This is a genomic window from Halalkalibaculum sp. DA384 (assembly GCF_043951955.1).
Classification (GTDB): domain Bacteria; phylum Bacteroidota; class Rhodothermia; order Balneolales; family Balneolaceae; genus JAMQKA01.
Genome location: NZ_JBINJE010000026.1, coordinates 31,771 through 58,305 on the forward strand (window position 1 = coordinate 31,771; position 26,535 = coordinate 58,305).

Genomic DNA, 26,535 nt, shown 5'->3' on the forward strand with positions numbered 1-26,535 from the left:
TTTTTAAAAAGGTTCAACCCAGTGTAATTAAAGAGCTGTTTAAGGTGTCCGGGAAAGCAGAAGAGATCCCTGGATTTTAAATGATACCCAACGTTATTCCAATGGTCGAAGAAAAACGCATTACGGGAATTATTCCCGCTGCCGGGGGCGCCTCACGTATTTCACCGATTCCATGCAGCAAAGAGATCCTTCCGGTCGGTGTGGAGGATCATAGATCGGGAAAAAGTCCGGAGATAAAAGTGGCGACTGCCGGTCTGCTTGAAAGCTGTGCAGCAGCGGGTGCCGACCAGGTGTATATGATTATCCGCAAGGGGAAGTGGGATATTCCCCAGTACCTGGGGATGGGCACAGAACCAGGTTGTCCGCTGGCCTATCTGGTTACAGAACCGACCCCGGGCACCTATCACACAATCGACCTTGCATACCCGTTCGCCAAAGACAGCATGGTCCTCCTCGGATTTCCTGATATTCTGTTCAAGCCGAAAAGTGCATTTGTCAGCCTGCTGGAAAGGCAGCAACAGACAGGCGCGGAGGTCGTATTGGGATTGTTCCGCGCCACCAACCCACACGGGGCCGATTTGGTAGCAGCCGACGAGCAGGGGCGGGTGCAGGATATTGTCATTAAACCTGACCACCCGGAATTGACCGATGCCTGGGCTATCGCTGTATGGACTCCCGCCTTTACAAGATATCTACACGAGATCGCAGCGGATACCGGTGTAATCAAACGGTTAAAATCCGAAAAGAGGAGAGAGATATTTATTGGAGATATCTTTAAGCATGCCCTGGATAGCGGTTTGACAATAGATTCGATAACGTTTACAGACGGGGAATATATCGATATCGGGACCCTCTCCGGGTTGAGAAGGGCGTTGCGCGGCGAAATTGGGATGTAATAGCCAGGACTGCCCATAACTAATAACCGATAACTACTCTCTTCTCTGTGGGCGCTTTTGGGTTCCTTTTGCTCACACAAAAAGGAATATCTCTACCACGGGAAAGGGCCACCAAAATTTTTTGAGCGACTCCTGGTTATGCGAATAAATCCACTGGGTGGACGGAGAATCACACTTGCCTTACATCAATATTAGCTTACGGTCCCAAACAAAATTTGATCCCCGGCCACTGTGCTTGCGGCAAAAAGGGTTAAAGTCCTGTACCATTAGTACTGGCCGCTTCTAAAAAGTCAATAACTCCCTCCATGACAGTGTCATCATTAATGCCGGGCCTGGGCATGGTTGTACCGGGGGCAAAGGTCTCGGGATCAGACAGGAACGCCTTCAGTGTTGTACGGTTCCAGGTACCTTTTTTCGCCTCCAGGGCCGAAGAGTAGTCTGAATAGCTGGCAGAACCAATTTCAGCATCAAACAGCATCGCCAGGCTGGGCGCATGTTCATGGTTGTCCGGATCAATGGAATGGCATTGCCGGCAGCCGTCGATGGTTATTTTAAGCCTTTTTTTCAGGCCGGGTTCATATTTTTTGCTATCCAAAAAGTCGGTCACAAAATGATCTCTGTACGGGTGGGGGGTAAGAAATATCAGCTTGCTGCTGTCGGTCCACAATACCAGTCGCCCGTCAGTGTGTTGATGTACGTATCGTATGCGTTCATCGATCTCAATTCTTTCGGTAAACATCACACGGTTTTCTTCTATGCGAATTCTGAACAAGCTCATGCTTTTGAGCGAGGCCATCAGCAGGTCGCCGTCCCAGCTCTCGTGAAATCCCTCTGTCAGGGTCAGGTTGGATATCGCCACCGACGGGATCCAGGAAAAGATCGGCTTTACGAACCGGGAATGGCGCCCGGGCGATTGCTCCCCGGGTATGGGAAGCTTGGAATACTGTGTGCCCAGGGTTTCGACAGGCCAGCCGTAGTTGTTGCCCTCCTCAATACGGTTCAGCTCGTCACCTCCGCGCAGTCCGTGTTCCACCTCCCACAGCGTGCCTTCGTTATCGAGGGCCAATCCCTGTGGATTGCGGATGCCGGAAGCGATGATCCGGCTTTCTCGCGACTGCAGGTCTATACTCATGATTTTCCCGTAGTCAACGCCGGGGTCCTGAGCAATGGCCTTTGGGGCATACATTCCATCCCAGTGGTAATCGCCGTTGCCCAGGTAGAGGGTGGAGGGCGCCCGGAATGCAATCCGTCCCCCGGCCAACCCCCCTTCCAGGGCGTTGTTTATATTTTTAAAAGGCAGGCAGGGTTGCGCCCGGTATATGATATCCCAGTCTCCCGGACGGGCGGACAGCTGTTCAACAGATTGAGTGCCAGGTTCAACAGGCAGGGTGGCCACCGTGTTGCGGTAGCAGTTTTCTGTACTGTCAAATTCGGTATAAGAGATGGCTAGTCCCCGGTTGCCCGGCGCTTCGTAAAAGAGGATATCATTGTACCGGAAGAGTCCAAAATTGTGGTTCAGGTGGTTGAACTGGTCGGATTCGGCTGCCTGTTTATATGCCAAAAATCCATTATCTGGCACAGCGATACCCGTTTTTTGGATATTGTCTGCCGAGCGTGCGGCAAAAATTTGCCCGTCATAGGTCAACAGCAACACCGCATCTCCAAAGGAGGTGAGTCCACCACCCCTGCCGTTTCGGGTAAGATGCTCCCGGAGGCTCGCCTCCTTACTGTTGAGACGTAGAAAAATTGATTCGTAATATTCCGGTTTCGATGTTGGATTTTGGATGCGATCCAGATAGTGGCCCATCAGTTTTATTTCAACTTTCCGGAGTAACTGGGAGGGAGGAAAATTGTGATATCCGATGATATATCCACTGAATAGGAAAAGTAATATTAATCCAAATACAGAAAATGCGAGAATATAGTATTTCTTTGTTTTCATGATGCTTCTTGAATGCTTTATAGCCGGAAGTCCAATATTATAGCCGCCTGATTAAAACTGGGAATTGTATACCCGTTAAAAATAATTCTAAGAACAGTTTTTCTCTCTACTACTATTTAAAATTAGCAATAGTTATACCAATCTTGTTATCAAGAGCATATGAGATGAACAAAATGCTGAAAACAGCAATGCTGGAGCGGGAAGAGCCGGGTATGCAGGGGTAATTCGAAAGACTTCGCGGCAACGTTGATGGGAGGTCCCCGCGGGTCGAGTAATTTTTACTCAACAGCCGTGTAAAAATTACCCGATCGACGATATGGTCAATGCAGAAGATTGACGTTTAAACAGGATCTTAAATTGTAAATACGGATTTAAAAACAATGAACAGGGATTAGATAAAAAATTGACGAACTGGCACGCTTATTGAATAACTATTTACAGAGAGAGATCAATAGCATAAACATCATAAAGCATAGAGAGTCAAAAAGAGAGAGTTAATGCTTAAAGAAAACAATCGGCAAATAGTTCAAGAGAGTAGAGCTGAATTTGATCGATTGCCTGTTCATCCAAGAGAGAGCACTCGCTTAGTGTATATAGAGAGGCAAACATGAGTTGGAGCAGCGGTGGGAAGCGAAGAGTGCCCCACCGTTTCCAACTTTTATATCATCAGGAATGAAATTTCAAATTCAAAAGAGATTATAAATGAAAGTATTAGTAACAGGAACAGACGGGTACATAGGCTCAATATTGGGACCATATCTTATTGACAGGGGTCATCAGGTTACCGGCCTCGATACCGGCTTTTATCGTTCCGGCTGGTTATATAACGGGAACGGGAGTGCGGAGACCTATCCAACCTACATAAACAAAGATTTACGAGACATACAGCTGGAAGACCTTGAAGGTTACGATGCTGTTGTACATATGGCCGAACTGTCGAACGACCCACTGGGGCAGGTAAACCCCGAAATCACCTTTAAGATCAACCACAAGGGGAGTGTAAGGATTGCGGAACTGTGCAAGCAGGCCGGGATTGAACGGTTTGTATACACCTCCTCATGCAGCGTGTACGGGGTGGGAGACGACAGCTACAAGACGGAAGAGTCTGAGCTCAACCCGCAGACGGCGTACGCCGAATGCAAAACACTGGTCGAACGCGATGTGACGAAGCTGGCAGATGACACCTTTTCGCCCACTTTTTTACGCAATGCCACCGCCTACGGGGCCTCGCCGCGCATGCGGTTTGACATTGTGCTGAACAACCTGTCGGGCCTGGCATGGACGACCGGGGTCATAAAGATGATCAGTGACGGGCAGCCCTGGAGACCGCTGGTCCACGTCCGGGATATCTGCAGGGCGATTGGCTGCGCACTGGATGCACCGCGCGAGGCTGTTCACAACCAGATATTCAACGTGGGAGACACCAGCGAAAACTACCGGGTTAAAGAGATTGCCGAGATCGTTGGTGAGGTGTTTACCGGCTGTGAAGTCACGTTTGGCGATAGCGGGGGGGACAACCGGAGCTACCGGGTTTCGTTTGACAAGATAAACGAAAACCTGCCGGGGTTTTCCTGTGAGTATGATGCAAAGAGAGGGGCAGAGGAGCTCTACGAGGTGTTTTCCAAAATTGAACTGGACCCGGACCTGTTCAACGACCGGCCGTATACGCGGTTGAAGCAGCTGACATTTTTGCTGGAGACCGAACAGGTTGACAAAGAGCTGTTTTGGGTGTGAGCCGCCGGGGAGAGACGATCTGAGCCACGCAAAAAAATAGTAAAATACAACGCAATACTAACAAAAAAGCAAGGGTGCCACAGGATGAAAGCAGTAATTTTAGCAGGAGGATACGGAACCAGGTTGAGCGAAGAGACCTACATCAGGCCAAAGCCGATGGTGGAGATCGGAGAGCAGCCGATACTCTGGCATATCATGAAAATTTATTCCCACTACGGGATCAACGAGTTTATCATTTGTTGCGGCTATAAAGGGTCGATGATCAAAGACTACTTTGCCAATTATTTTTTACATCGCTCGGATGTGACCTTCGACATGAAAAAGAATGACATGAAGATCCATCAAAATGATGTGGAGCCCTGGAAGGTCACCCTTATTGACACGGGAGAATCAACCATGACCGGGGGACGGTTAAAGCGCGTGCAGGAGTATGTGGGGGACGACACCTTTTGCATGACCTACGGAGACGGCGTCAGCAATGTGAACATCGAAGAACTGGTTGCATTCCACAAGCGCGAGGGATGCCTGGCCACGCTGACGGCCGTGCAGGAGCCGGGTCGCTTTGGCGTGTTCAAGCTGGATGAGGGAGACGTGCAGATCACCTCATTCCAGGAGAAACCGATAGGGGCGGGCGCCTGGATCAACGGCGGTTTTTTTGTACTGGAACCGGGCGTTTTTGACTATATCAAGGGCGATGAGACCGTATGGGAGCATGATCCGCTGAGAAACCTGGCCCGGGATCGACAGCTGGTGGCCTTCAAGCACGACAGTTTTTGGCACCCGATGGATACCCTGCGCGATAAAAAGGTGCTCGACGGAATATGGAATACAGAAAATCCGCCGTGGAAAGTATGGGATGAACCGAAGGCACTGGAGAATGATACGGTGATCGACGAATTGGTTGAAAACTATCAGTAAAAGTATGCCGGAAGCTCGGGGTTTGTGTTGTATCATGATGATCTCGGGGAATTTAAATCGCAGGAGATGTTTTGTCCACAAGGCACAATAGACGAAAATGAGACATTTACGTCATACAAATAACTACTGCAAGAATTAACTAATAACTACCAAGCAAAGAGGAATTTTTTATACCGTTGTTTTTTATCGAAGCTGTCAAGTACAAACAAGTACAAAAGTATGAATTTCTAAAACGGAAGCAGGTGTAAAACAACGGTTTGTTGAATCTTGTCAAGAAAATATTGTCAAAATGAAAAATGACCTACTTAAATCAACGGGAGTAAAATCATGCAAGCATCAATGGTTGAAAGTAATAATAAAAATAGAGTAGAACGGAAAGCACATACCACGCACTGCCGATTTTGTAATGAACCTCTTACAGATGTTTTTGTAGATTTGGGGATGTCTCCGCTTTCGAATTCCTACCTGAAAGCGAGTGAGCTGGACCAGGCGGAACGGTTTTTCCCACTCATGGCTATGGTCTGTTCTTCCTGTTACCTGGTACAGTTAAAGGTGTATGAGTCGCCCGAGGAGATCTTTTCTGACTATGCCTATTTTTCTTCCTACTCCGATTCCTGGTTGGAGCACGCCCGCCGCTATGTTGAAATGGTAACCCATCGATTCAACATTTCCGAGAATTCCTTTGTGGTGGAGCTGGCCAGCAACGACGGCTACCTGCTGAAAAACTTTCTCAGCAAAAATGTCCCGATCCTTGGCATTGAGCCCGCAGAAAATGTGGCCCAGGCCGCAATAGAGAAGGGGATCCCCACCTTAGTGGAGTTTTTCAGCAAGGAATTGGCGGAAGAGCTGGCAACTCAAAACAGGCGCGCCGATTTGATTGTCGCCAATAACGTACTGGCACACGTACCGGATATAAACAGTTTCGTGGGCGGGATAAAAACGCTGCTGAAACCGGAAGGGGTGGCCACGCTGGAATTCCCTCACTTGTTAAATCTTATTCGGGAAAATGAGTTTGATACGATCTACCACGAGCACTTTTCCTACCTTTCGTTCCTGGCGGTCAGGACCATATTTGATTACCACGGGATGAACATTTTCGATGTGGATGAGATACCGACCCATGGCGGCTCGCTGCGTATCTACGCCTGTCACAAGAACAGTTCTCATGAGCAGCAGCCATCGGTTACAGCCCTGCATGACAAGGAGATTTCAGCCGGGCTCGATCAACTCTCTACCTACTATCATTTTTCTCAGGATGTCCAACAGCTTAAACGCGATCTGTTGGAGACCCTGATCCGAATCAAAAATGAGGGAAAGAGAATTGCCGGATATGGAGCGGCGGCCAAAGGAAATACACTGCTGAACTATTGCGGGGTGCGAACCGACATAATTGACTATGTCGTGGATCGCAACCCCAATAAAGCGGGAAAATTCCTCCCGGGCACGCACATCCCGGTTAAAGAAGTGGGAACGGTAAGGGAGGATAAACCCGACTACCTGATGATTCTGCCGTGGAACCTGAAAGAGGAGATAATCGATCAAAACAGTTTTATACGTGATTGGGGAGGAAAGTTTATTATCCCGATCCCGCACGTTCATATTGTTGACTGAAACAGTACACAAACAAGATAGCGATAAATTAAATCGAGAGAATGAAGATTCGAATTTTGGGTACAGGTATGGCCGGCTTCGGGGCTGCGTATCGTTTGCGGCAGGAGGGGGTCGGGGCAGAAGTATGCATGTACGATAAAAATCCGTATATCGGCGGACACACCGCTTCCTTCGAAACGGATGATGGGTTTATTTTTGATGACGGTCCCCATATCTCCTTCACCGATGACGAACGGCTGCAACAACTATTTGCCGAAAATATCGATCACGAGTATGAGACACTCAAGGCCACGGTCAACAACTACTGGAAGGGCCACTGGATTAAGCACCCGGCCCAGTGTAATCTTCACGGGCTGCCTTCCGACCTCGTGGTTGATGTGATTGACGATTTTGTCGAAGCCAAGTACAAGAGCAATGGCCAGATCAGTAATTACAAGGAGTGGCTTTACGCCAAATTCGGTGAAACCTTTGCAGAGACGTTCCCGATGGTGTACGGAAAAAAATACCACACGGTTGAGGCCGAAAAGATGGATATCGACTGGTTGGGGCCCCGCCTCTACCAACCCGACCTGAAAGAGGTGTTGCAGGGCGCCCTGGTGGAGTCCACGCCCGATGTTCACTACGTCGACAAGTTCCGGTACCCTACGCAGGGTGGATTTGTGCATTACCTGCAGAAGTTTACCGAGCTGGCTGACATCAAACTGAATCACAAAGTAACGGGTATTGATGCCAAAAATAAACTAATCCGCTTCGCCAACGGGAAAACCGTCGAATATGATGAGGTTCTTTCATCCATACCCCTGCCGGAACTTGTTACAAATATTATACAAGACGTTCCGGGGGATGTGGCAAGGGCGGGAGAGCAGCTGGCTTGTACCAGCTGCATCATTGTAAATATCGGGGTGGATCGCGACGATTTTACCGAGGCGGTCTGGACCTATTTCTATGACCCGGATATCATCTTTACGCGGTTGAGCTTTCCCCACCTGATGTCGCCGAATAATGTTCCGCCTGGCTGCGGAAGCATCCAGGCCGAGATCTACTTTTCCGACAAATACCGGCCGGTAGACCGCAAGCCGGAAGACTGCATAGAACCGGTTATCGCCGACCTCAAGCGGTGTGGATTGATCAGCGAAGAGGATACTATCCTCCATAAAAGCACGCTGTTCATCAAATATGCCAACGTCATTTTTGACCTCGACCGGCAGCAGGCCCTGGAGACGGTCCACGGCTACCTGGATGATATCGGGATCCGCTATTGCGGCCGCTACGGAGACTGGGGCTACATATGGACCGACCAGGCGTTCAAAAGCGGGGAAGAGGCGGCAGCCGGCATACCCTCGTGAACAAAACTTGACGCCACATTAATTCTGGTTTTAACCTTTCCGACGGCAATTTTTTTGTTCGGTTTTAAATCTTTGAAAAAAATAACCGGGAAAGATGATTGGAAACCTCAATAGAAAAAAAGCGATCCTCCCAATAGAGCTGTTCCTTTTGGCTTGATCCAAAAGGACGAAAAGATCTGGGGGAAATGGGCCAAACGCTTCAGCAGCATAGATTTAAAACTCCGGGTAATTTTTACACAACGTTTTGCGTAAAAATTACTCGATACATTTTCTGCTGATAGAAAGAATCAACAGTGGAATTAATGGTGAGAGTCCGGCACGAGATTAAATTATGGGTTTAATCGCTGTCAATGGCGATTAAAGAAAATGATGCAAAACTGGCACGCTTCTTGATTTAATATTGGTGGATTGAGACGAGAAGGTCGCTTCAACAGTACAAGAGGCTTTGAAAGCCAAGGGGTTTGGCAACGGCTTCAAAATATTGACAAGTGCAAATATTGAGACACCGAATTTATGAGACTGGCTATACATCAAGAGAGATGTGCTTTTGCCGTCGAAGAAATTCGGCACACATGCACTTGTAGCGTTGGTCCGAGACCGGCCACGGGGTAACTATTGCCTTTGTGGACGTCTCGGTAACCTTCGCAAAAACCATTTAGGGTGACAAAAAGGGTTGACTAACCCTGTCAAAGATAAAACATCTATTTTAAAACTGGCATCGGCATATTAGCTGAATGCAGAACAGCCAAACTATAATTATCTCAGACAGAACCATGCTATTTAAAAAGACGGATCTAAAGGACGCATACATAATCGAGCTGGAAAGATATGCTGATACCCGGGGATTCTTTGCGAGGGCATTTTGTGAAAAAGAGTTTGCCAATAATGGAATCAAATTTCCGGTGGTCCAGGCAAATACCTCATACAGTCAAAAAAAACATACACTCAGGGGGATGCACTACCAGCAGGAACCTCACCAGGAGGCCAAGCTGATTAAATGTACAAAGGGGGCGATATTTGATGCGATCATTGACATGCGTCCGGATTCTCCAACCTTTAAGAAATGGATCGGGGTTGAACTCAATCAGGATAACCGCAGAATGCTCTACGTGCCGGAGGGTTTTGCCCACGGCTTTCTCACCCTCAAAGATGATACCGAGGTATACTACCCGGTGTCCGAATTTTACGCTCCCGGCGCGGAAAAGGGGATCCGGTGGAATGATCCTGAATTTAATATCAAGTGGCCGGCGGAACCGGAGGTGATTTCCAGAAAAGACAGAAGCTGGCCGCTTTTCGATGATTCCAGGAACAATAAAACGGTGGAAGTATAACAGTATAACACAGACGCCTGCCAATTTTTTTTGAAAGCCAATATTGCAATATTATGGAAAAGATTATTCTTACCGGGGCTACCGGTTTTATCGGTACCCACACCATCCCCTTTCTTCAGGATCTGGGATACGATGTCCACGCTGTCACTTCAAAAGACAACACGAGGGACCTCCGGGACGATGTTACCTGGCATTCGGTGGACCTGCTGAATGCTGACCAGGTTGCCGCTCTTTGCGAGCGTGTGAAGGCTTCCGGGCTGCTACACCTGGCCTGGTATGACGATCCCAAACAACGAATGACATCCGGGCATAATATAGAATGGGTCGAAGCCACGCTGCACCTGGCGCGCAGGTTTGCTGAAAACGGGGGAGAGAGAATCGTTTTCGGGGGGAGCTGTACCGAGTACGACTGGAAGTACGGGTATTGCAGCGAAGGGATTACCCCAACACAGCCCGAATCGATCTATGGTGAGTGTAAAACGTCTGTACATAACATCCTCGAAAAATTTTCCGCCAAAACGGGACTCAGCTACGTCACCGGCAGAATATTTTTCGTCTATGGTCCCCACGAGGCCGAAAATCGGCTTGTGGCGTATGCCATCCGGTCGCTGTTGATGAACAAGCAGGCAAACTTCTCCCATGGCAACCAGATGAGAGATTATCTCCATGTTGCAGATGTGGCGGATGCCCTGGTGGCACTGCTGGCAAGCGAGGTAACCGGCGCTGTTAACATCGGTTCCGGGCGGGCCGTCAAGTTACGCGAAATTGTCGACCTGGCGGGAGAAAAGCTGGATGGAACAGACCTGCTGCACTACGGACCGGTCGAGAGCAAATTTGACTCCCCGGTGGTACTTGCAGATATAACCAGGCTTCGGGATGAGGTGGGATGGACTCCCCATTTTGACCTCGAGGACGGCATAGATGACACGATCGAATGGTGGAAAAAGGAATTAAATGTTGCAACATCACAATAAAAAACAATTAAAAATAGCGATAATATGATTTGCATATTGGGAACAGGAATGGCCGGTTTCGGGGCCGCTTACAGGCTGCGCCAGGAAGGGGTGGATCAGGAGATCCGCATGTACGACAAAAATTCATATATCGGGGGGCACACCGCATCGTTCGAGATGGAAGACGGTTTTATTTTTGACGACGGCCCTCATATTTCATTTACCGAGGATGAACGCATCCGCGACTTGTTGGCTGAAAACGTGGACCAGGAGTTTGAAACAGTGAAGGCCTCAGTGAATAACTACTGGCAGGGCCACTGGATCAAGCACCCGGCACAGTGCAACCTGTACGGTTTGCCTGAGGACCTGATTGTTGAGGTACTGGATGACTTTATCGAGGCGAAGCACAAATCCAACGGGAATATCACCAATTACAAAGAGTGGCTGTATGCCAAGTTCGGGGAAACCTTCGCAGAAACCTTTCCCATGGTGTACGGCAAAAAGTATCACACGGTGGAGGCCGAAAATATGGATATCGACTGGCTGGGCCCCCGCCTGTATCAGCCCGATATGAAAGAGGTACTCGAAGGAGCGTTAAAACCGGCAACGCCCGATGTCCACTACATTGACAAATTCAGGTACCCGACAGAGGGTGGATTCGCCCATTACCTGGATAAATTTACCGAACTGGCCGACATCAAGCTGAATCACAAAGTCACGGGTATTGATGCCAAAAATAAGCTGATTCGATTCGGTAATGGAAAAACCGTCGAATATGATGAGGTTCTTTCGTCGATACCGCTGCCGGAGCTGACGGGCAATATCATTGAGGATGTACCCGCCGATGTGGCCGAAGCCGGCGCAAAGCTGGCCTGTACGAGCTGTATTTTGGTGAACATCGGGATCGACCGCGACGACTTTACCGAGGCGATATGGACCTATTTCTACGACCCGGATATCATCTTTACGCGGCTGAGTTTTCCCCACCTGATGTCACCAAATACGGTCCCGGACGGTTGTGGAAGCATCCAGGCCGAGATCTACTTTTCCGACAAATACCGGCCGGTAGACCGCAAGCCGGAAGATTGCATCGAGCCGGTTATCGCCGACCTCAAGCGGTGCGGGTTGATCAGCGAAGAGGATACTATTCTTCATAAAAGCACGGGCTTTATATCCTATGCCAACGTCATTTTTGATCTTGACCGGCAGCAGGCCCTCGAGACGGTCCACGGCTACCTGGATGATATCGGGATACGCTATTGCGGCCGCTACGGAGACTGGGGCTATATCTGGACCGACCAGGCGTTCAGGAGCGGAGAGAACGCGGCCAGTCAAATGTTGAACTGAATTTCGTGTTTAATCCTATATAGAAAAAACCTTGTTATAAGACATTTCTGTATGATGTAGTATCAAAACTTTGTCTGTTGTGTAGAAAAGTTGACTTAGATTTTTAAAGAGCGAAGTGAGGGTTTGACCATACTAATCATGCACGATACAGTTGTTTGTAATTAGTAAATGTGAAAAATACTTACTGCGAAAACGAAAATAACTAAAAGAACAACTTTGCAAAACACTTATACTAAAAAAAATATCTTTTATAATATGAGTTTTACCAAGTTAGGTATTCCTCTTAAAGTTGGTATCGTTGCAAATGAATTTTTTGATACAAGTATCGGCCGGGTCGGAGGGTTTGGCTGGGCAGCTAAAAGAGCTGCCCAGGTGCTGAGCAATCATCCCGAAAGTTATTGCGACGTATGTTTTCTAACTGCTGATAAAATAGGTAATGGAAGTGAAAAAAAAGTGTCGCAAGATATCCCTTACGTGCCCTTAAATGGCAATCGATTACAAAATTTTAGTAAAATGTTTTTCAGTCGAATTGATATTCTTTTGACTATTGATTACAGAATTAGCTATAGAGGTGTATTCAATGCATTACCATTTACTCCTATTGTAGTTTGGGTGAGGGATCCATGGTCCCCACAGGATGTTGATAAGATAATGTCGCTTAAGATTCCCGGTAAAGAAGATGTAAAGCCTGCTGGAATCTATGAAAAAAATACACAGCAACTCTCTGAATATGCGAACCGTAAATTTCCTAAACCACCGAAGGTTAAACTTGCTAACAAAATGCCATATATGAGAGAAAGTAATGAGGCGGTGTATGGTCTTCCGGAATCAGAATATGTTCTTCCAAATCCATCTGTATTGGACTATACATATGTTGAAATTGAAAAAGCTCGCAAGCCAACGGTAATTTTTTTGGGTCGCCTAGATCCGATAAAACGCCCATGGGTATTTATAGAATTAGCAAGAAAGTTCCCTAATGTTAATTTTCTCATGCTTGGACAAAATCATTTTAACGGGAACAATGGCTGGAGTCTTGGAGAAGTCCCCGAAAATGTAAAAATGCTGGGTCATGTAACCGGTGAGGAGAAACTGAAACTGTTATCTTCGGCCTGGGTACTTGTGAACACCTCTATACATGAAGAAGCACCTGTATCGGTTTTAGAGGCATTTGCTCTAGAGACGCCGGTACTCAGCTACGAAGATTGGGGGGGATTAGTAGAGAGATATGGAATTACTATCGGTCAACATAAAGGAACGGGACTTGAAGGCCTGTTGGATCTTGAAGAGGCATTAAATCGTCTTCTTTCCAATGATGAGTTGCGCAGGAAGTATGGAAAAGAAGCGCGATATTATGTTGAAACTGAGCATAATAACGAGATATTTCTTTCATCCTTTAGAAGGATATGTCTGGATTCGGGAGTTGAAAAAGCATCAAAATGTATATCAGTTTGAGGAAGACCGACCGAATTATGGCTATGAGAATTCATGCTGAAATTTTTAAAGCTGGTTGAATACAAGAATTCTATGAGGTAAAAAATGTTCAGTATATCATTGTCTTACTCCGCTGTACCGGGATAAAAAATGCAAATGCAGCTTAATCTCCCGGTTACTATTGATAGGGTATTGCTGTAGAAAAATTGTCCATCCGTAAATTATTATGTGATCTTCTATTAGATTATTTAATTTTATTAAAAGCAGTAAGTTAAATGTAATTAACATTAGGGGATACGGGTAAATATTAAGCAGGTCAGTTGATATTTTATCCGGAGATGAGAGGTGCCGGTTTTATGAAAAAGTATTAATACTTTTTGCGCTGAACCTTTTGTAGTTTGGTTAACAAATAAAAGAAAAGAGAGAACATGAATAAATACAGCAAGCCATTTATCACGATCGCTATTCCGACCTATAACCGGGCAGATAAATACTTGCGCCAAACGCTGGAGTGCGCCACCAGGCAGAACTATGAGAATATCGAAATACTGGTTTCTGACAACTGTTCAACCGATGAGACTCCGGAAGTTGTCCGCTCTTTTTCCGATCCCCGGATAAAATTTTACCAGCAGCAGGAGAACCTGGGAGCCTACGGGAACTGGAATTTTTTGCTGGATAAAGCCCGGGGCGACTATTTCCACATGTACCACGATGACGATCGCATAGATGTTGATTTTATTGAAACCTGTATGGAGGGCGCGGAATATCGAAAAGGGCTTGCACTGATTATGAGTGGGAGCCGGGTGATAGACCAGCACGATAATATATTGAGGGAAAATGAGAACAGGGCTGACGGGGCCGACCTGGATGATTTTATTTTGTCCTGGTACCGCGGAGAAATCAATATCTTTTTCTGCAGCTCGCTGTTTAATACGGAGATACTGCGATCGGTGGGCGGATTCGAACCCAAATATGACCACTATATTGATGTGGCCGCCCAATTTAAATGCATGGCCGCAGGCGAACGGGCGGACGTGCCGGATGTAAAAGCGAGCTTCAGAAAACATAAAGGCTCCATCACTAGCCAGACTAGTGATCACATTAATAACTGGATAAATGACGCAAAACGATTATTGGATCTAGCATTGACGCTGGCACCAAATAAAAAGCAGTTAATTAAGAAAATCGGACTAAAAAAGTCGGCGATGAATGTTTACATGTATGCTAACGAAATTGAATCCAAAAAAGAAAGATCAAAGGCTTTTCTGAAAATATATAGAGCTTTTGGATACAGGTACTTCCCACAAATGAAATATGCAAATCAACTGGTTCCATCGATGGGATATTTGTTGCATCCATATAGGGCGTTGAGTCTTTTAAAATCCAAAATTCTTAATAGTCTTAGATTGGCATAGTAGTATTAAAGCATCTTTTTACTGGTAAATACAGACGGATTATAATGGAAACCAAAGAGAAGATAATAGTATATAATCGCGCATTTTGTTTGATCAGCGAGACGTTTGTATACCAGCAGGCCCGCGATCTGGCACAGAACTTTGAGGTTCACCTGCTGGCACGGGAGTTTACGAATCCACACGGGTTTGATTATTCCATATTTAATCAACACCTGGTAAAAAGACCGAAGTCATGGATAGGCCGCGTTGCAGGAAAAGCGATACGGACGTGGCTGAATACCGATTTTGAGATGGGATTCCAATCATACCTGAGGCTCCGTAAATTGTTAAAAAAGGGGGATATCGGTGCTATTCACGCGCATTTTGGCCCAAATGCTGTTGAGATCATGGGGTTGGCCATGGCGTTCGACATCCCGCTGGTGGTCACCTTTCACGGACACGATGCCTCCCGGCTGTTGAAGAATGAATCCTACAAAAAAAAGCTGCCCGAACTTTTTGAATACGCTTCGGGAATCATCATCGTGAGCCGGCATATGATTGAAAACCTGGAGCTGGAACCCTGGCTGGAGAAGGTACACGTGATTCCGTGTTCGGTCGATCCCCAAAAATTTGTCATTCAAAAGAATGGGCGGTCGTCGGATGCAATCAGAATCGTCCATTCCGGAAGAATCGCCAGTACGAAGGGGGTTCCGGACCTGGTTAAAGTTTTCTCGGAACTGGCGGACAACTATCCAAATATTGAGCTGCATATTGCGGGAGATGGGGAAGAGCTTCAGCGAACCAAAGCGCTGGCCAGGGAACGAGGCCATAATGACAAGATCACCTTTTATGGAAGAGTATCCCAGGAACAGGTCCGAGATTTGCTGAATGGAGCAGATATTTTTGTGCTCAATAGTCGAACTGACGCGAATGGAGATATGGAGGGAACACCTGTCTCAATTCTGGAAGCGATGTGCCTCAAAAAGCCGGTAGTCTCTACTATTCATGCCGGCATACCTGATGTGATTCAGCATAGGAAAAACGGACTGTTGGTACCTGAGTATGCCAACGATGAGCTAAAAGCGTGTATTGAGCGGTTAATTTGTGATAGTGAACTGCGGGAACAGCTGGGAGAAGAAGCACAAGCAACGGTTAAAAAGTCGTATACCAATAAGGTGATGCGGCAAAGGATAAATCGGATTTTCGAGGAAATTTAATAATAGGTTTTATAAACAGACTGAATAAACTTACTCTAGAAAATAATAAAATAGGATATACATGGCACAAGTTTCTATTATAATTCCTGTTTAAAATGTGCTCATGGAGTTCAAGAGAGTTATGGTCCAGAGATCGCACATTCTACAAGAATAGGGTAATGTATTTTGGTAGAAAACGGATCTGTATAGAATGTTTATGAACTGGTGGTCCATACTGATATTCAAGGTAACTGTTGAAGACAGAGTATCTCAACAGTTACTGTTCCAACATAAAGAGTGAAATGAGAACCTAAATTGAAGCGAACCATTAACATACTGATTTCTACAATTGATTCTGGGATCTATAATCTGGACAAAGTGATCCTGGGACAGCAGGAAGGGATTTATTACATCGTTTCACACCAGTATACCGATGAGCAGTACCGACGTACGCCTTCCTTTCTTGAGCGAGAGGATATTCGGGTTTCCCATATCCCCGGCAGGGGTGTTACCAAGTCTAGAAATAACGCGATCCGACTTGCTGATGGCGATATCGGTCTTTTTGCGGATGACGATGTTACCTATGCGAAGAATAATTTTGAGACTCTGGAGAGGGTATTTGAGGAGCATCCGGAGGTGGATGTTGCCCTGTTTAAGATACAAACCGGTCCGGGAGAGCCTCCTTATAAACGGTACCCGGAGAAGAGCATTACCTACCAGGATGCGCCTTCGGTGGGAACGGTAGAAATGGGATTTCGGATTCCGAAAATTAAAGAAAAAAAGATCCGTTTTGATGAACGGTTTGGTGCCGGACAGCCGCTATTGATCGGTTCGGATGAACGCCTGTTTGTGCAAGACTGTATCGATGCGGGATTAACGGTGCGGTATTTTCCTGAATATATCGTGCACCATCCGTATGAAAATACCGTCAAAAAAATTCCCAAATATGACAAACGCCTGATATGGGTAACAGGTGGTGTGGATTGTCGGCTAAACGGTCCGTTAGCACTGGTTAAGGCGCTACTGGGGACTCTGAAGATCGTACCTGATTTAATTAGAAATAAGGTAAATCCGCTCTTTTATTTCTATCATCGTATTTCTGCCGTAATCTATATTTTAAAAACGAATAAAGGTCCCCATGAAAGCTAAATCAGCACCTGAATTTTCTGTAATAATTCCTGTTTACAATAATTGGGAAACCCTGAAATTGTGTTTGAGTGCATTACAAAAACAAAGTCTCGATCAGGAATTATATGAGATTGTGGTAGTTAATAATGCTTCCACGGTTCCATTACCAGACGGGTTAAATCTACCGAGGAATGCAAGAATTATTGAAGAGCCTAATCCTGGATCATATGCTGCCCGAAATACAGGTGCAAGCGTGGCAAATGGAAGTATACTGGCATTTACAGATTCAGATTGTATTCCTGATACACAATGGCTGAGTAATGCAAAAAAAATGTTTGAGGATACCAATTGTGATCTGATTGGGGGTGAAATCGAAGTTTTTTTAGCAGAGGATGGTGCAAAACATGCTTATATCTATGATAAACATTTTGCTTTTCGTCAAAAAGAGTGGGTACCCAACGGGAAAAGCTGTACGGCAAACTTAATTATTAAGAAATCGATCTTCTATAAAGCTGGAAAATTTGATTCAACATTGAAATCAGGTGGTGATTGGGAATTTTCTAAACGATGCGTGGGCAAGGGATATGATATGCAATACGGTGAATCTGTGATCATAAGGCATCCGGCCAGAAAAACTCTGCGGGCATTATTAAAAAAACATTATAGGCATATCTGTTGGGGATCAATTATTACAAGAGAAAAATATCAGTGTGGACAACTCAAAGTGTTGCTTAGTAGTTTGAAAGGAGCCTTCCAAAGACTCTTTCGAAAGAACCCACAGATTTCAAAAAAATATGAACGATTTGTTGTACTATACATCGACTTTATCAAACTGGTGGTTCAGCTATATGGGAATTTGTTATTGCTATTTAAGTTAAAAGATCCGCATAAAGTCAGGGAATAAAAAAGCAAGTATACATAATGTTCGAAATGGTGCCATCTACTTAAAAATCTGACTGGTTGAAACAAAGAAGCCTAATAATGAGCTATAGTTTTCAGAATATCTAATTATCAAGATTTAACATGCTTTCAGATGAAAAAAAAATTCTTATTATCAGCAGTTCGTTTTACCCGGTGAACTCGCCGCGCTCATTCCGGGCCACGGAGCTTGTGAAGGAGTTCGCCCGGCAGGGGCATGACGTTACGTTGTTGACGTTGAAAAATGACAGATATCACATTCCATTTGAAGAGGAGTTCGGGGTAACCATTAAAGACCTGGGAGATAAACGGCTGCCCGACATAGATATGAACGGGACGAACGGTATAACCACACTTTTTAAACGGGCGTTGCGCAGGGGGGCTCTTCAGTTGTTTGAATATCCCAATATTGAGCTGGCGTTTAAAGTAAAACGCGCACTAAAGAACGAGGCGGGATACGACCTGCTGATATCCATCGCGGTTCCACACCCGATTCACTGGGGGGTGGCCTGGGCATGGGATGAAAAAGATCCGGTGGCCGGCACCTGGGTGGCCGACTGTGGAGATCCCTATATGGGAGCTGTGCTCGACTCGTTCAACAAGATGTTCTATTTCAAATACGTGGAAAAATACTTCTGCAACAAGGCGGATTTCATCACCGTGCCGATCGAAGACGCCAAAGAGGGATACTACCCGGAATTCCGGGACAAAATCAGGGTGATTCCCCAGGGATTTCAGTTTGAAGCCCCTGGAACAGAGGCGGTCCGGTATCGCGAGCACGCGGTTCCAACCTTTGCCTATGCCGGTGGATTTATCCCGGGCGGGCGGGATCCCAGGGCTTTCCTGGACTACCTGACCAGTATTGGCCATCCCTACAAGTTCATTGTCTATACGAGGAGCAGATCCCTCGTGGAGCCGTATGTTGAACGGAGTGCGGGGACCATTGAAATTCGTGATTACATACCCCGCAGTGAACTGTTGAAAGTGCTCTCAACGATGGATTTCCTGGTAAACTTTGAAAACAGCACCTCTCTGCAGCGTCCAAGCAAATTAATTGATTACTACCTGGCTGGCCGGCCGGTGCTCTCTGTAACGAGTTCCGATATTGATAAAAATGCAATTAACGAATTCCTCAGTGGAAACTATACCAGGAAGTATGAATTTGGAGATATGGACCAATTCAGGATAGAGAACGTGTGTCGCAACTTTTTAGATTTATGTCAACAGAAGGTAGGCGTATGAATAATTCAGAAGGGAAAACGGGCTTTTATTCCGCCATCCTGTTTTTAGTTTGGCCACTGCTTGCGCTTGTTTCTGCATTTAGAAATTATCGCAGCAGCTGGGGAAAGAATATACTATGGGCATTTGTGGCATTTTACGGTCTCTGTTTTGCGATAGGTACAGAAAGCCAGGGCAGTGATATCGTCCGCTATGTTGAAGAGGTCCAAATTTTGCACGAGAGGAGCCTGTCGCTGAGCGGCGCCCTGGATTACTACCTGGAGAGCGGGGAGCTCGATATCTTCAGAACGCTGATAGCCCTTGTCGTTTCAAGAGTATCTGGCAGCCAGGTGGTGCTTACCCTGGTGTTCGGAACCATTTTTGGCTTCTTTTATTCCCGGAATATCTGGTACGTACTGGAGCAACTGCAGGGGAAGATACGCATGATTACGTATCTCCTGTTGATCTGTTTTGCACTTATAGTACCGGTCTGGTACATGAACGGATTTCGGATGTGGACTGCCACACACATATTTCTGTACGGCTTGTTGCCCTACCTGTTTGAAGAGAAAAGGTCGGGACTTGCTGTCGCTTCCCTCTCGATATTGATGCACTTCTCATTTATCGTTCCGGTTGGACTCCTGTATGGGTATATCTTTTTGGGGAACCGGGTGACGCTGTATTTCCTGTTTTTTATCTCCACATTTTTTATTTCAGAGATTAACCTGACCGTCATAAATAATTTTATGCAAACCTATGCCCCGGAGATACTCTATGAACGAACAGACAGCTATCTGGTTGAATCAGAAGGTCAGGGCGGGGAAGGCGGCGGAGGTCCCGTGTGGTATGCCAGATTTTATACTGTAGCCTTGAAATGGTCGGTAATGGGATTCCTGGTCGTATTATACCTGAAGGGCAAAAACTTTTTCCTGAAAAACAGGAGGTGGATGAACATGTTCTCGTTTATCCTGCTGTTCTATGGTACGGCGAATATTTTGAGCCTGATTCCCTCCGGGTCGCGATATGTCACTATTGCAAATCTCTGCGCCATGGCTTTGATAACACTGTATGTTCAAAACAGAAAAGATGAGGTCGTGATGAAACGGTTCATCGCGCTTGCGACTCCGGCCCTGTTACTGTTTGTGGTGGTGGCGTTCAGGATCGGACTTTACTCCATGAGTGCCACGGCTATTCTTGGAAACCCGGTCATCGCCCTGTTTCTGACCGGGGACCACATTTCACTGAATGATGCACTGAAAACCTTGATTTTGTAGGCGGAACGGGATGGAAATGCTGAAGAAAATTCGAAAAACCGCGGGCAGATACCTGGTCAATATTCCGGGATGGCGCACCGACAGGAAAATTGTGGTGATAGAATCAGATGACTGGGGAAGTATCAGGATGCCCTCCAGGGAGGTGTATGAGCAATGCCTGCAGGCCGGGTACAGGGTAGACACAATCGCCTATGAACGCTATGACAGCCTGGCAAGTGAAAAGGACCTGGAATTACTGTTTGAGCTCTTGAACCAATTCCGGGATTGCCACGGAAACCCGGCGGTTCTGACTGCAAATGTGCTTGTAGCCAATCCCGATTTTGAACGGATTAAAAACGGCGGATTCAGTGATTACTTTTACGAGCCTGTGACTGAGACGTTCCAAAAATATCCCGGTCATTCAAACTGCTTTGATTACTGGAAACAGGGAATGGAAGCCGGCCTGTTTTATCCCCAGTCTCACGGCAGGGAACACCTGAATGTATCGATGTTTATGAGCGCTCTCCAGGAACGGGACAGGGACGCCATGTTTGGCTTTGAACATGGAATGCCCGGCTGTATTCCAAAAGGGGAGCCCGGAAGAGGTAACAGGTATGTCGAATCTTTGAGGTACTCATCTGCGGCCGACAAGGGGAAGAAATTATCAATAGTCGCAGAGGGCCTGGATCTGTTTGAGGACCTGTTTGGATTCAGGTCTGCCTCCTTTATTCCGCCCAACCATATTTGGAGTCCGGATTATGACGAGCTCATATCCCAAAAGGGAGTGCACTACTACCAGGGACGCAGAAAAATGAAGGAGCCGCTTTATGACGGCACAATTCAGCTTAATACGCACTATCTGGGACAGCAAAACAGCCAAGGCCAAATATATTTAACCCGAAATGCAATGTTTGAACCAAGCCTGTTCAAGGATAAAGCAGCCCAGGTAAACCGATGCCTGAAGGATATTGCTGTTGCCTTCAAACTGGGGAAACCGGCTATAATTTGTTCTCACCGGTTAAACTATATCGGCTTTATCGATGAAAAAAACAGGGACGAGAACCTGGTGCTGATGAAAAAGCTGCTCCGGGAAATCACCGAAAGGTGGCCAGATGTAGAGTTTATGAATTCAGTTCAGCTGGGAAAATTGATTGAACAGCGGGTTTAAACCACAAAAGAGATGCAAGATGATAAAAACGATTTTATCAAATACGGACCTGCCCATCAAAAAGCGGCTAAAGAATCTTCTATTTTATTATTCCAGGAAGCGGGGGGCGGAGAAGTCTTGGTCTCAACGGCATGAACGGGTGTTCAGTGCCAACGAAACCTATCGAACTGCCTGCGATGAACAGGTGGAAGCCGAACATCAAAACAGGTGGGCGGTGTTCAGAAAAAATGTTGATTTGGATACACTGAGAATATGTGCCAACATGTCTGGAGAATCGGATGCACGAATGGTTCCCGAAGATATTTTTGTATCCGATATCGAGCCTACATTAATGGATAATGAGTCAGCTCATTTTTTTAGCCATAAAAGTTTTTACAACCGCTGGTTTCCCGATGGAACATTTCCTGAAAGTTTTCTCCACGGGATAGAGGGTCGATACCTGGATTCTGATTTAAAGGAGATTCATTTTGACGAGCTGTCCCAAAAGGCAGGTACACTCTCATTCCCGGTGGTAATGAAGCCCAACGTAGATTCATTTGGAGGCCAGGATGTTTTTATTGTTAAAAGTGCGGAGGAACTAATTCACAGGTGCAGGGAAAGTCAGGATTTTGTTGTGCAGGAGCGAGTTTTGCAACATCATTTTTTTGAAAAATTTAATCCGGTGGGGCTAAATACTATCCGGGTCTATATCTATAAATCAGTAAAAGATAATACCCCTCATGTGCTCAGCATGGCACTGCGCATGGGAAAAGGCGGTTCACTCGATAATGAGACCTCGGGGGGGATCCATACAAGAATCCGCGAAAATGGTTTTTTAAACAGGTATGCGGTTGATAAATATGGAACTAAATATACCGAACACCCGGATACGGGCTATACATTTGACATCCAGGTACCCGCCCATGAGGAGCTGAAGCAGTTCTGCCTGGATGTGGCCGGAAATGTTTTTTTCGCAAGAATTATTGGGCTGGATGTTGCCCGCGACAGAGAGGGCAATTGGAAGGTCATTGAAATTAACACGCAAGGCCATACCATCCGGTTCTCCCAGTATGGAGGAAAACCCTTTTTCGGAGAATTTACGGATGAAGTAATTGAATATTGCAAAACCAACCACTGGGCATTACAATGATTGGACTAGGCAGAAGTGGCTATTGAGTAGCATTGGTACCCTCCCTGTCGCACCGCTGAAGGAGCTGATGCCCGGGAGTGCTTGACCCAATCAGGAGAGTCATTACACGGATATACAAGTGATAGAATAAAAATGGAAAAGAAAAGACAATACAGTTTAACATCCAGAGCCTTGTACAGGGGAAAAATGTTTCTTGAGCGGATCAACAAATCCTGGTCCGGATATCTGAGATACAGGATGTCAAGAGATGAAGCAAAGAAGATTAGGGAGAGGGTGATTACTCGAAACGGGCAGCAGATAGTTGATCAAAAGATGATAAAGACCATTAAAACCTACTGTCGAGACGTTTTTGATAGCCCGGCGTATTGGCCCTGGCTGGCCCTGTATACCGAGTTGAGGGGCGAGTTCAAAGAAGGATGGATTCCCGACGAGTATTATCGTTTTAAACTGTTGCCTAAGATGAATCCTGAAAAGTATATGCGCTTTAGCGAAGCGAAGGCCTTAGATCACAAAATATTTAATAGCTCAATTGTAAAATCGATAGTTGTTCGTGCTAACGGTCTCTACTTTGATGAAGAGGGTCGATTTAAAACTAAGAATGAGGCGCTGCAGATATTACGCGACCAGCCTGGAGAAATCATTATAAAGCCCGTTAGCGGTCGGAGTGGAAATGAAATAATGTTTAAAGATCCCCAAGAGATAGATTTACAGGAATTATCTCCTGGAGCCGACCTGGTATTCCAGAACGTGGTTAAGCAGCACCCGGAAATGAGCAGCCTATATCCTCACTCCGTCAATACATTTCGAGTTATGAGTTACCTAACGCAAGATGGAGAGATAAAAATCAAGTTTATCATTATTCGGTTTGGCATAGGTGGGAACCGGGTTGACAATGCCTCCCAGGGAGGAAACTGGATTTTTGTCTATCCTGACGGCACCGTATCACCAAAAGCGTATGAGGGGAACGGAATACCTGCGAACAACAGGCATCCAGATACCGGGACAAGATATGCTGATCTGAATCTTCCCTTTATACCAAAAATCACCGCATTTTGCCGGGATGCTCACTGCCATTTTCCCTATACCAGGATAATTGGATGGGATGTGTTTGTAGACGCGGAAGGAGAACCAAAACTGATCGAGTGGAATGCAAACAACCCGTTTTTCTGGGCTATTGAAGCGCGGTTCGGCCCCATTTTCGACGAACCGGAATGTATGAACCTGTAAGAGACCGCCGAACTGCGAGTATAAACACCGGACAGAGTCATTGAATACATTTAACCTGGATTGTTCACAAGCAATATTCATTGATACTGTAAATTATTGTGTAATAATCCAGGTTAAAAGAACCGCAGATTTAACAACAGATTTCTCCAAATTATCATGCGGATATCGATGAACTCCACGAGTACGTATGATCAGAATAATAAATCTACAGTAGTTGGAGCAATAGAATGAAAATAGCTATCCATCAAAAGCAAGACGATTTCAGTTCCAAATGGATCGAATACTGCGAAGAACACGATATCAATTACAAGATTGTAAACTGTTACTCCACTGATATTATTGAGCAGGTGGAAGACTGCGATGCCCTTATGTGGCACTTCAACCAGGCAAGGGCCGAAGATGTACTTTTTGCCAAACAGCTGATTTTTGCGCTGCAAACCGCCGGCAAAAAAGTGTTTCCTGACTTTTACACCGGATGGCATTTTGACGACAAGGTCGGACAAAAATATCTGCTGGAAGCAATAGGGGCGCCGGCGGTTCCCTCCTATGTATTTTACAACAAGCAAGAGGCGCTGAACTGGGTCGAAAATACGACTTTTCCCAAGGTGTTTAAGCTCCGCAGAGGGGCCGGGTCAGCCCACGTAAAATTGGTGAATAACCGGTCTGAAGCTGCCAGGCTGGTCCATCGGGCTTTTTCCCGTGGATTTAGCCAGTATGATAAAGTGGCAAATCTCAAGGACCGCTGGTATAAATTCAGAAAGGGAAAAACCAGCTGGTGGGATGTGACCAAGGGGATACTGCGATTAGCGAGAACCACGGAATTTGCTCGAATAATCGGTCCTGAAAAGGGATACGTGTACTTCCAGGATTTTATTCCCGGCAATGATTATGATATCCGGGTGATCGTTATTGACGGCAAGGCCTTTGCCATTAAACGGTTGGTCCGTGAGGGAGATTTCAGGGCTTCCGGAAGCGGCCATGTGCTGTTTGAAAAAAAACATTTTGATGAGGAGACCATCCGCCTGTCGCAGGAGGTTGCCGAAAAGGTACAAAGTCAATGTCTGGCGATCGATTACGTGTATGACAAGGAAAACCGTCCCTTTATAGTCGAGTTGAGTTACGGATTTGTTAAAGAAGTGTACTACAACTGTGAAGGATACTGGGACCGGCAATTAAACTGGCATCAAGGTCGATTTGATGCCCAGGGATGGATGGTTGAAAGCCTGGTTAAAAATGCAGGTTGATTACGTTGATTGAATAGGGAATTGCAAAACTTTTAGCCAGCTACATTTTAAAACAGAGGTGGATTTTTTGAGGGCTTTGCGAAACCCCTTTTGCAAAGTCCCTCTTTTTATGTGAAGAAAAAATGAACGCTCCTTTTGGGGATAAAATGTTTGTGGTTTCTTGGGTACCCAACTAAACCACAAAAGACCCAACTTCTGCCCAATCTCAATAATTAACGTGAGTTCGATACAGCTTCCAGCTTTAATATTGTTTCTTCACTTCATGGGGCAGGCCTTTAATCTCCCCTTGAGGGGAGTCCCGCCGGAGGCGGGAGGGGTGTCTCTTCTCTATGTCAGACCTGCACCTCCCGACCCAGAGTGACTGTTTTCTTGCCATTTCAAGGGAAACAGGCATTCTGGGTGAGATCACTATGTAGAACTCAGGTTAATTGCTTGGGTTACCCTGATTATTGTTGGCCCTTCCTTTAGGTTTTCTCCCTTTCTTAGAAAATTCGGAACTTTATCAAGCGTACTCTATATAAGCTTCTTGTGTGCTCTCGATACTGTTTGAATGGCTCTATAACAGCAGTTAATCTCTACATTTGAAGAATTTGTATAACAGGCAGAATGCTCAATTCTATTTTTATTAGAACAAATAAAATAAAGTATTGGAAATTTCTAATATTTGTGTATACTAGGGCAGCAAGAAGAGGTTAACTCCTCAATTTATAGTTGTTTACATCTAAAGTAATATCATCTACATCGCATAAAGATCTACGATAGGAGCCTGTAATGGCATGTCAAAAGGTACAGAAGTGTTTTAAGTCAGATCTTCTATGCGAAAATAAATATTATAAAAAGTTAATTTTATTACAAAATACTGTAACAATTACTGGGTAAACCCTTCTTAGACTACCCAAATAACTAACACAATATCATCTACAATGCTCTCTCACATCCCTCGCAAGGACTGCGGCGGCTGCACGCCGTTTACAAATTTTATACAAAGTAAAAATTATATAATAAAAGCTTCTCTGCATTTCGCTTTTCTGGTCGTTCTCATAATTGGACTGCCCCTGTTGCTGTCTGCCCAGACGTTGGACAGTGTATCGGGGGATCGCCAGGCGCTGGTGGATCTGTACCAGGCGACGGGCGGTCCGGGCTGGGACAAC

General features: G+C 45.9%; 21 protein-coding genes. 20 read left to right on the plus strand and 1 reads right to left on the minus strand.

The window, feature by feature from the left end; genetic code table 11:
* Positions 1-101: 101 nt before the first annotated feature.
* Entirely contained in the window at positions 102-896 is a 795-nt protein-coding gene (locus ACG2E4_RS13870) for a sugar phosphate nucleotidyltransferase (RefSeq protein ID WP_395261789.1), read from the plus strand.
* A 250-nt stretch (positions 897-1,146) separates the two neighbouring features.
* On the opposite strand, the gene ACG2E4_RS13875 is transcribed toward ACG2E4_RS13870, so the two are convergent.
* Positions 1,147-2,838 carry a PQQ-dependent sugar dehydrogenase gene (locus ACG2E4_RS13875; RefSeq protein ID WP_395276914.1) on the minus strand — a complete coding sequence of 564 codons (1,692 nt, stop codon included), beginning with the start codon at positions 2,836-2,838 and terminating at the stop codon, positions 1,147-1,149.
* Positions 2,839-3,540: 702 nt separating this feature from the next.
* On the opposite strand from ACG2E4_RS13875, the gene ACG2E4_RS13880 reads away from it, so the two are divergent.
* From ACG2E4_RS13880 to ACG2E4_RS13970, 19 genes are all read left to right on the plus strand, one after another.
* The gene (locus ACG2E4_RS13880; RefSeq protein ID WP_395276915.1) at positions 3,541-4,572 is read left to right on the plus strand and encodes an NAD-dependent epimerase/dehydratase family protein; all 1,032 of its coding nucleotides are present in this window, start codon (positions 3,541-3,543) and stop codon (positions 4,570-4,572) included.
* 84 nt (positions 4,573-4,656) lie between these two features.
* The gene (gene rfbF / locus ACG2E4_RS13885) at positions 4,657-5,490 is read left to right on the plus strand and encodes a glucose-1-phosphate cytidylyltransferase (protein WP_395261792.1); all 834 of its coding nucleotides are present in this window, start codon (positions 4,657-4,659) and stop codon (positions 5,488-5,490) included.
* Between the two features lie 339 nt (positions 5,491-5,829).
* The gene (locus ACG2E4_RS13890; RefSeq protein WP_395276925.1) at positions 5,830-7,101 is read left to right on the plus strand and encodes a methyltransferase domain-containing protein; all 1,272 of its coding nucleotides are present in this window, start codon (positions 5,830-5,832) and stop codon (positions 7,099-7,101) included.
* A 41-nt stretch (positions 7,102-7,142) separates the two neighbouring features.
* On the plus strand, positions 7,143-8,447 hold the full coding sequence (locus tag ACG2E4_RS13895; protein WP_395276916.1) for a protoporphyrinogen/coproporphyrinogen oxidase: 1,305 nt from the start codon (positions 7,143-7,145) through the stop codon (positions 8,445-8,447).
* Positions 8,448-9,220: 773 nt separating this feature from the next.
* A complete protein-coding gene (rfbC, locus tag ACG2E4_RS13900; RefSeq protein ID WP_395276917.1) occupies positions 9,221-9,778 on the plus strand; it encodes a dTDP-4-dehydrorhamnose 3,5-epimerase in 558 nt (185 codons plus the stop codon).
* Positions 9,779-9,831: 53 nt separating this feature from the next.
* Positions 9,832-10,752, plus strand: a complete 921-nt coding sequence (locus ACG2E4_RS13905) for an NAD-dependent epimerase/dehydratase family protein (RefSeq protein WP_395276918.1) — start codon at positions 9,832-9,834, stop codon at positions 10,750-10,752.
* A 24-nt stretch (positions 10,753-10,776) separates the two neighbouring features.
* Positions 10,777-12,078, plus strand: a complete 1,302-nt coding sequence (locus ACG2E4_RS13910; protein WP_395261796.1) for a protoporphyrinogen/coproporphyrinogen oxidase — start codon at positions 10,777-10,779, stop codon at positions 12,076-12,078.
* A 255-nt stretch (positions 12,079-12,333) separates the two neighbouring features.
* Positions 12,334-13,530 carry a glycosyltransferase family 4 protein gene (locus ACG2E4_RS13915; protein WP_395261797.1) on the plus strand — a complete coding sequence of 399 codons (1,197 nt, stop codon included), beginning with the start codon at positions 12,334-12,336 and terminating at the stop codon, positions 13,528-13,530.
* 407 nt (positions 13,531-13,937) lie between these two features.
* Positions 13,938-14,924: a glycosyltransferase gene (locus ACG2E4_RS13920; protein WP_395276919.1), complete on the plus strand. Its 987-nt coding sequence runs from the start codon at positions 13,938-13,940 to the stop codon at positions 14,922-14,924.
* A 44-nt stretch (positions 14,925-14,968) separates the two neighbouring features.
* Positions 14,969-16,120 carry a glycosyltransferase family 4 protein gene (locus ACG2E4_RS13925; RefSeq protein WP_395276920.1) on the plus strand — a complete coding sequence of 384 codons (1,152 nt, stop codon included), beginning with the start codon at positions 14,969-14,971 and terminating at the stop codon, positions 16,118-16,120.
* Between the two features lie 294 nt (positions 16,121-16,414).
* A complete protein-coding gene (locus tag ACG2E4_RS13930; RefSeq protein ID WP_395261800.1) occupies positions 16,415-17,248 on the plus strand; it encodes a glycosyltransferase family A protein in 834 nt (277 codons plus the stop codon).
* A complete protein-coding gene (locus ACG2E4_RS13935) occupies positions 17,238-18,131 on the plus strand; it encodes a glycosyltransferase (protein ID WP_395261801.1) in 894 nt (297 codons plus the stop codon). The genes ACG2E4_RS13930 and ACG2E4_RS13935 overlap by 11 nt, the downstream gene beginning before the upstream one ends.
* A 119-nt stretch (positions 18,132-18,250) precedes the next feature.
* Positions 18,251-19,387, plus strand: a complete 1,137-nt coding sequence (locus tag ACG2E4_RS13940) for a glycosyltransferase (protein ID WP_395261802.1) — start codon at positions 18,251-18,253, stop codon at positions 19,385-19,387.
* Positions 19,384-20,637 carry an EpsG family protein gene (locus ACG2E4_RS13945; RefSeq protein WP_395261803.1) on the plus strand — a complete coding sequence of 418 codons (1,254 nt, stop codon included), beginning with the start codon at positions 19,384-19,386 and terminating at the stop codon, positions 20,635-20,637. Before ACG2E4_RS13940 ends, ACG2E4_RS13945 begins: the two co-directional genes overlap by 4 nt.
* Positions 20,638-20,653: 16 nt before the next feature.
* Entirely contained in the window at positions 20,654-21,784 is a 1,131-nt protein-coding gene (locus ACG2E4_RS13950) for a hypothetical protein (protein WP_395276921.1), read from the plus strand.
* 19 nt (positions 21,785-21,803) lie between these two features.
* On the plus strand, positions 21,804-22,913 hold the full coding sequence (locus ACG2E4_RS13955) for a sugar-transfer associated ATP-grasp domain-containing protein (RefSeq protein WP_395276922.1): 1,110 nt from the start codon (positions 21,804-21,806) through the stop codon (positions 22,911-22,913).
* A 132-nt stretch (positions 22,914-23,045) separates the two neighbouring features.
* Positions 23,046-24,140, plus strand: a complete 1,095-nt coding sequence (locus ACG2E4_RS13960; RefSeq protein ID WP_395276923.1) for a sugar-transfer associated ATP-grasp domain-containing protein — start codon at positions 23,046-23,048, stop codon at positions 24,138-24,140.
* 227 nt (positions 24,141-24,367) lie between these two features.
* Positions 24,368-25,384 carry a RimK family alpha-L-glutamate ligase gene (locus tag ACG2E4_RS13965; RefSeq protein WP_395261807.1) on the plus strand — a complete coding sequence of 339 codons (1,017 nt, stop codon included), beginning with the start codon at positions 24,368-24,370 and terminating at the stop codon, positions 25,382-25,384.
* Positions 25,385-26,307: 923 nt separating this feature from the next.
* Positions 26,308-26,535, plus strand: a 228-nt coding sequence (locus tag ACG2E4_RS13970) for a hypothetical protein (RefSeq protein WP_395276924.1), incomplete at its 3' end; no start/stop codon positions are given.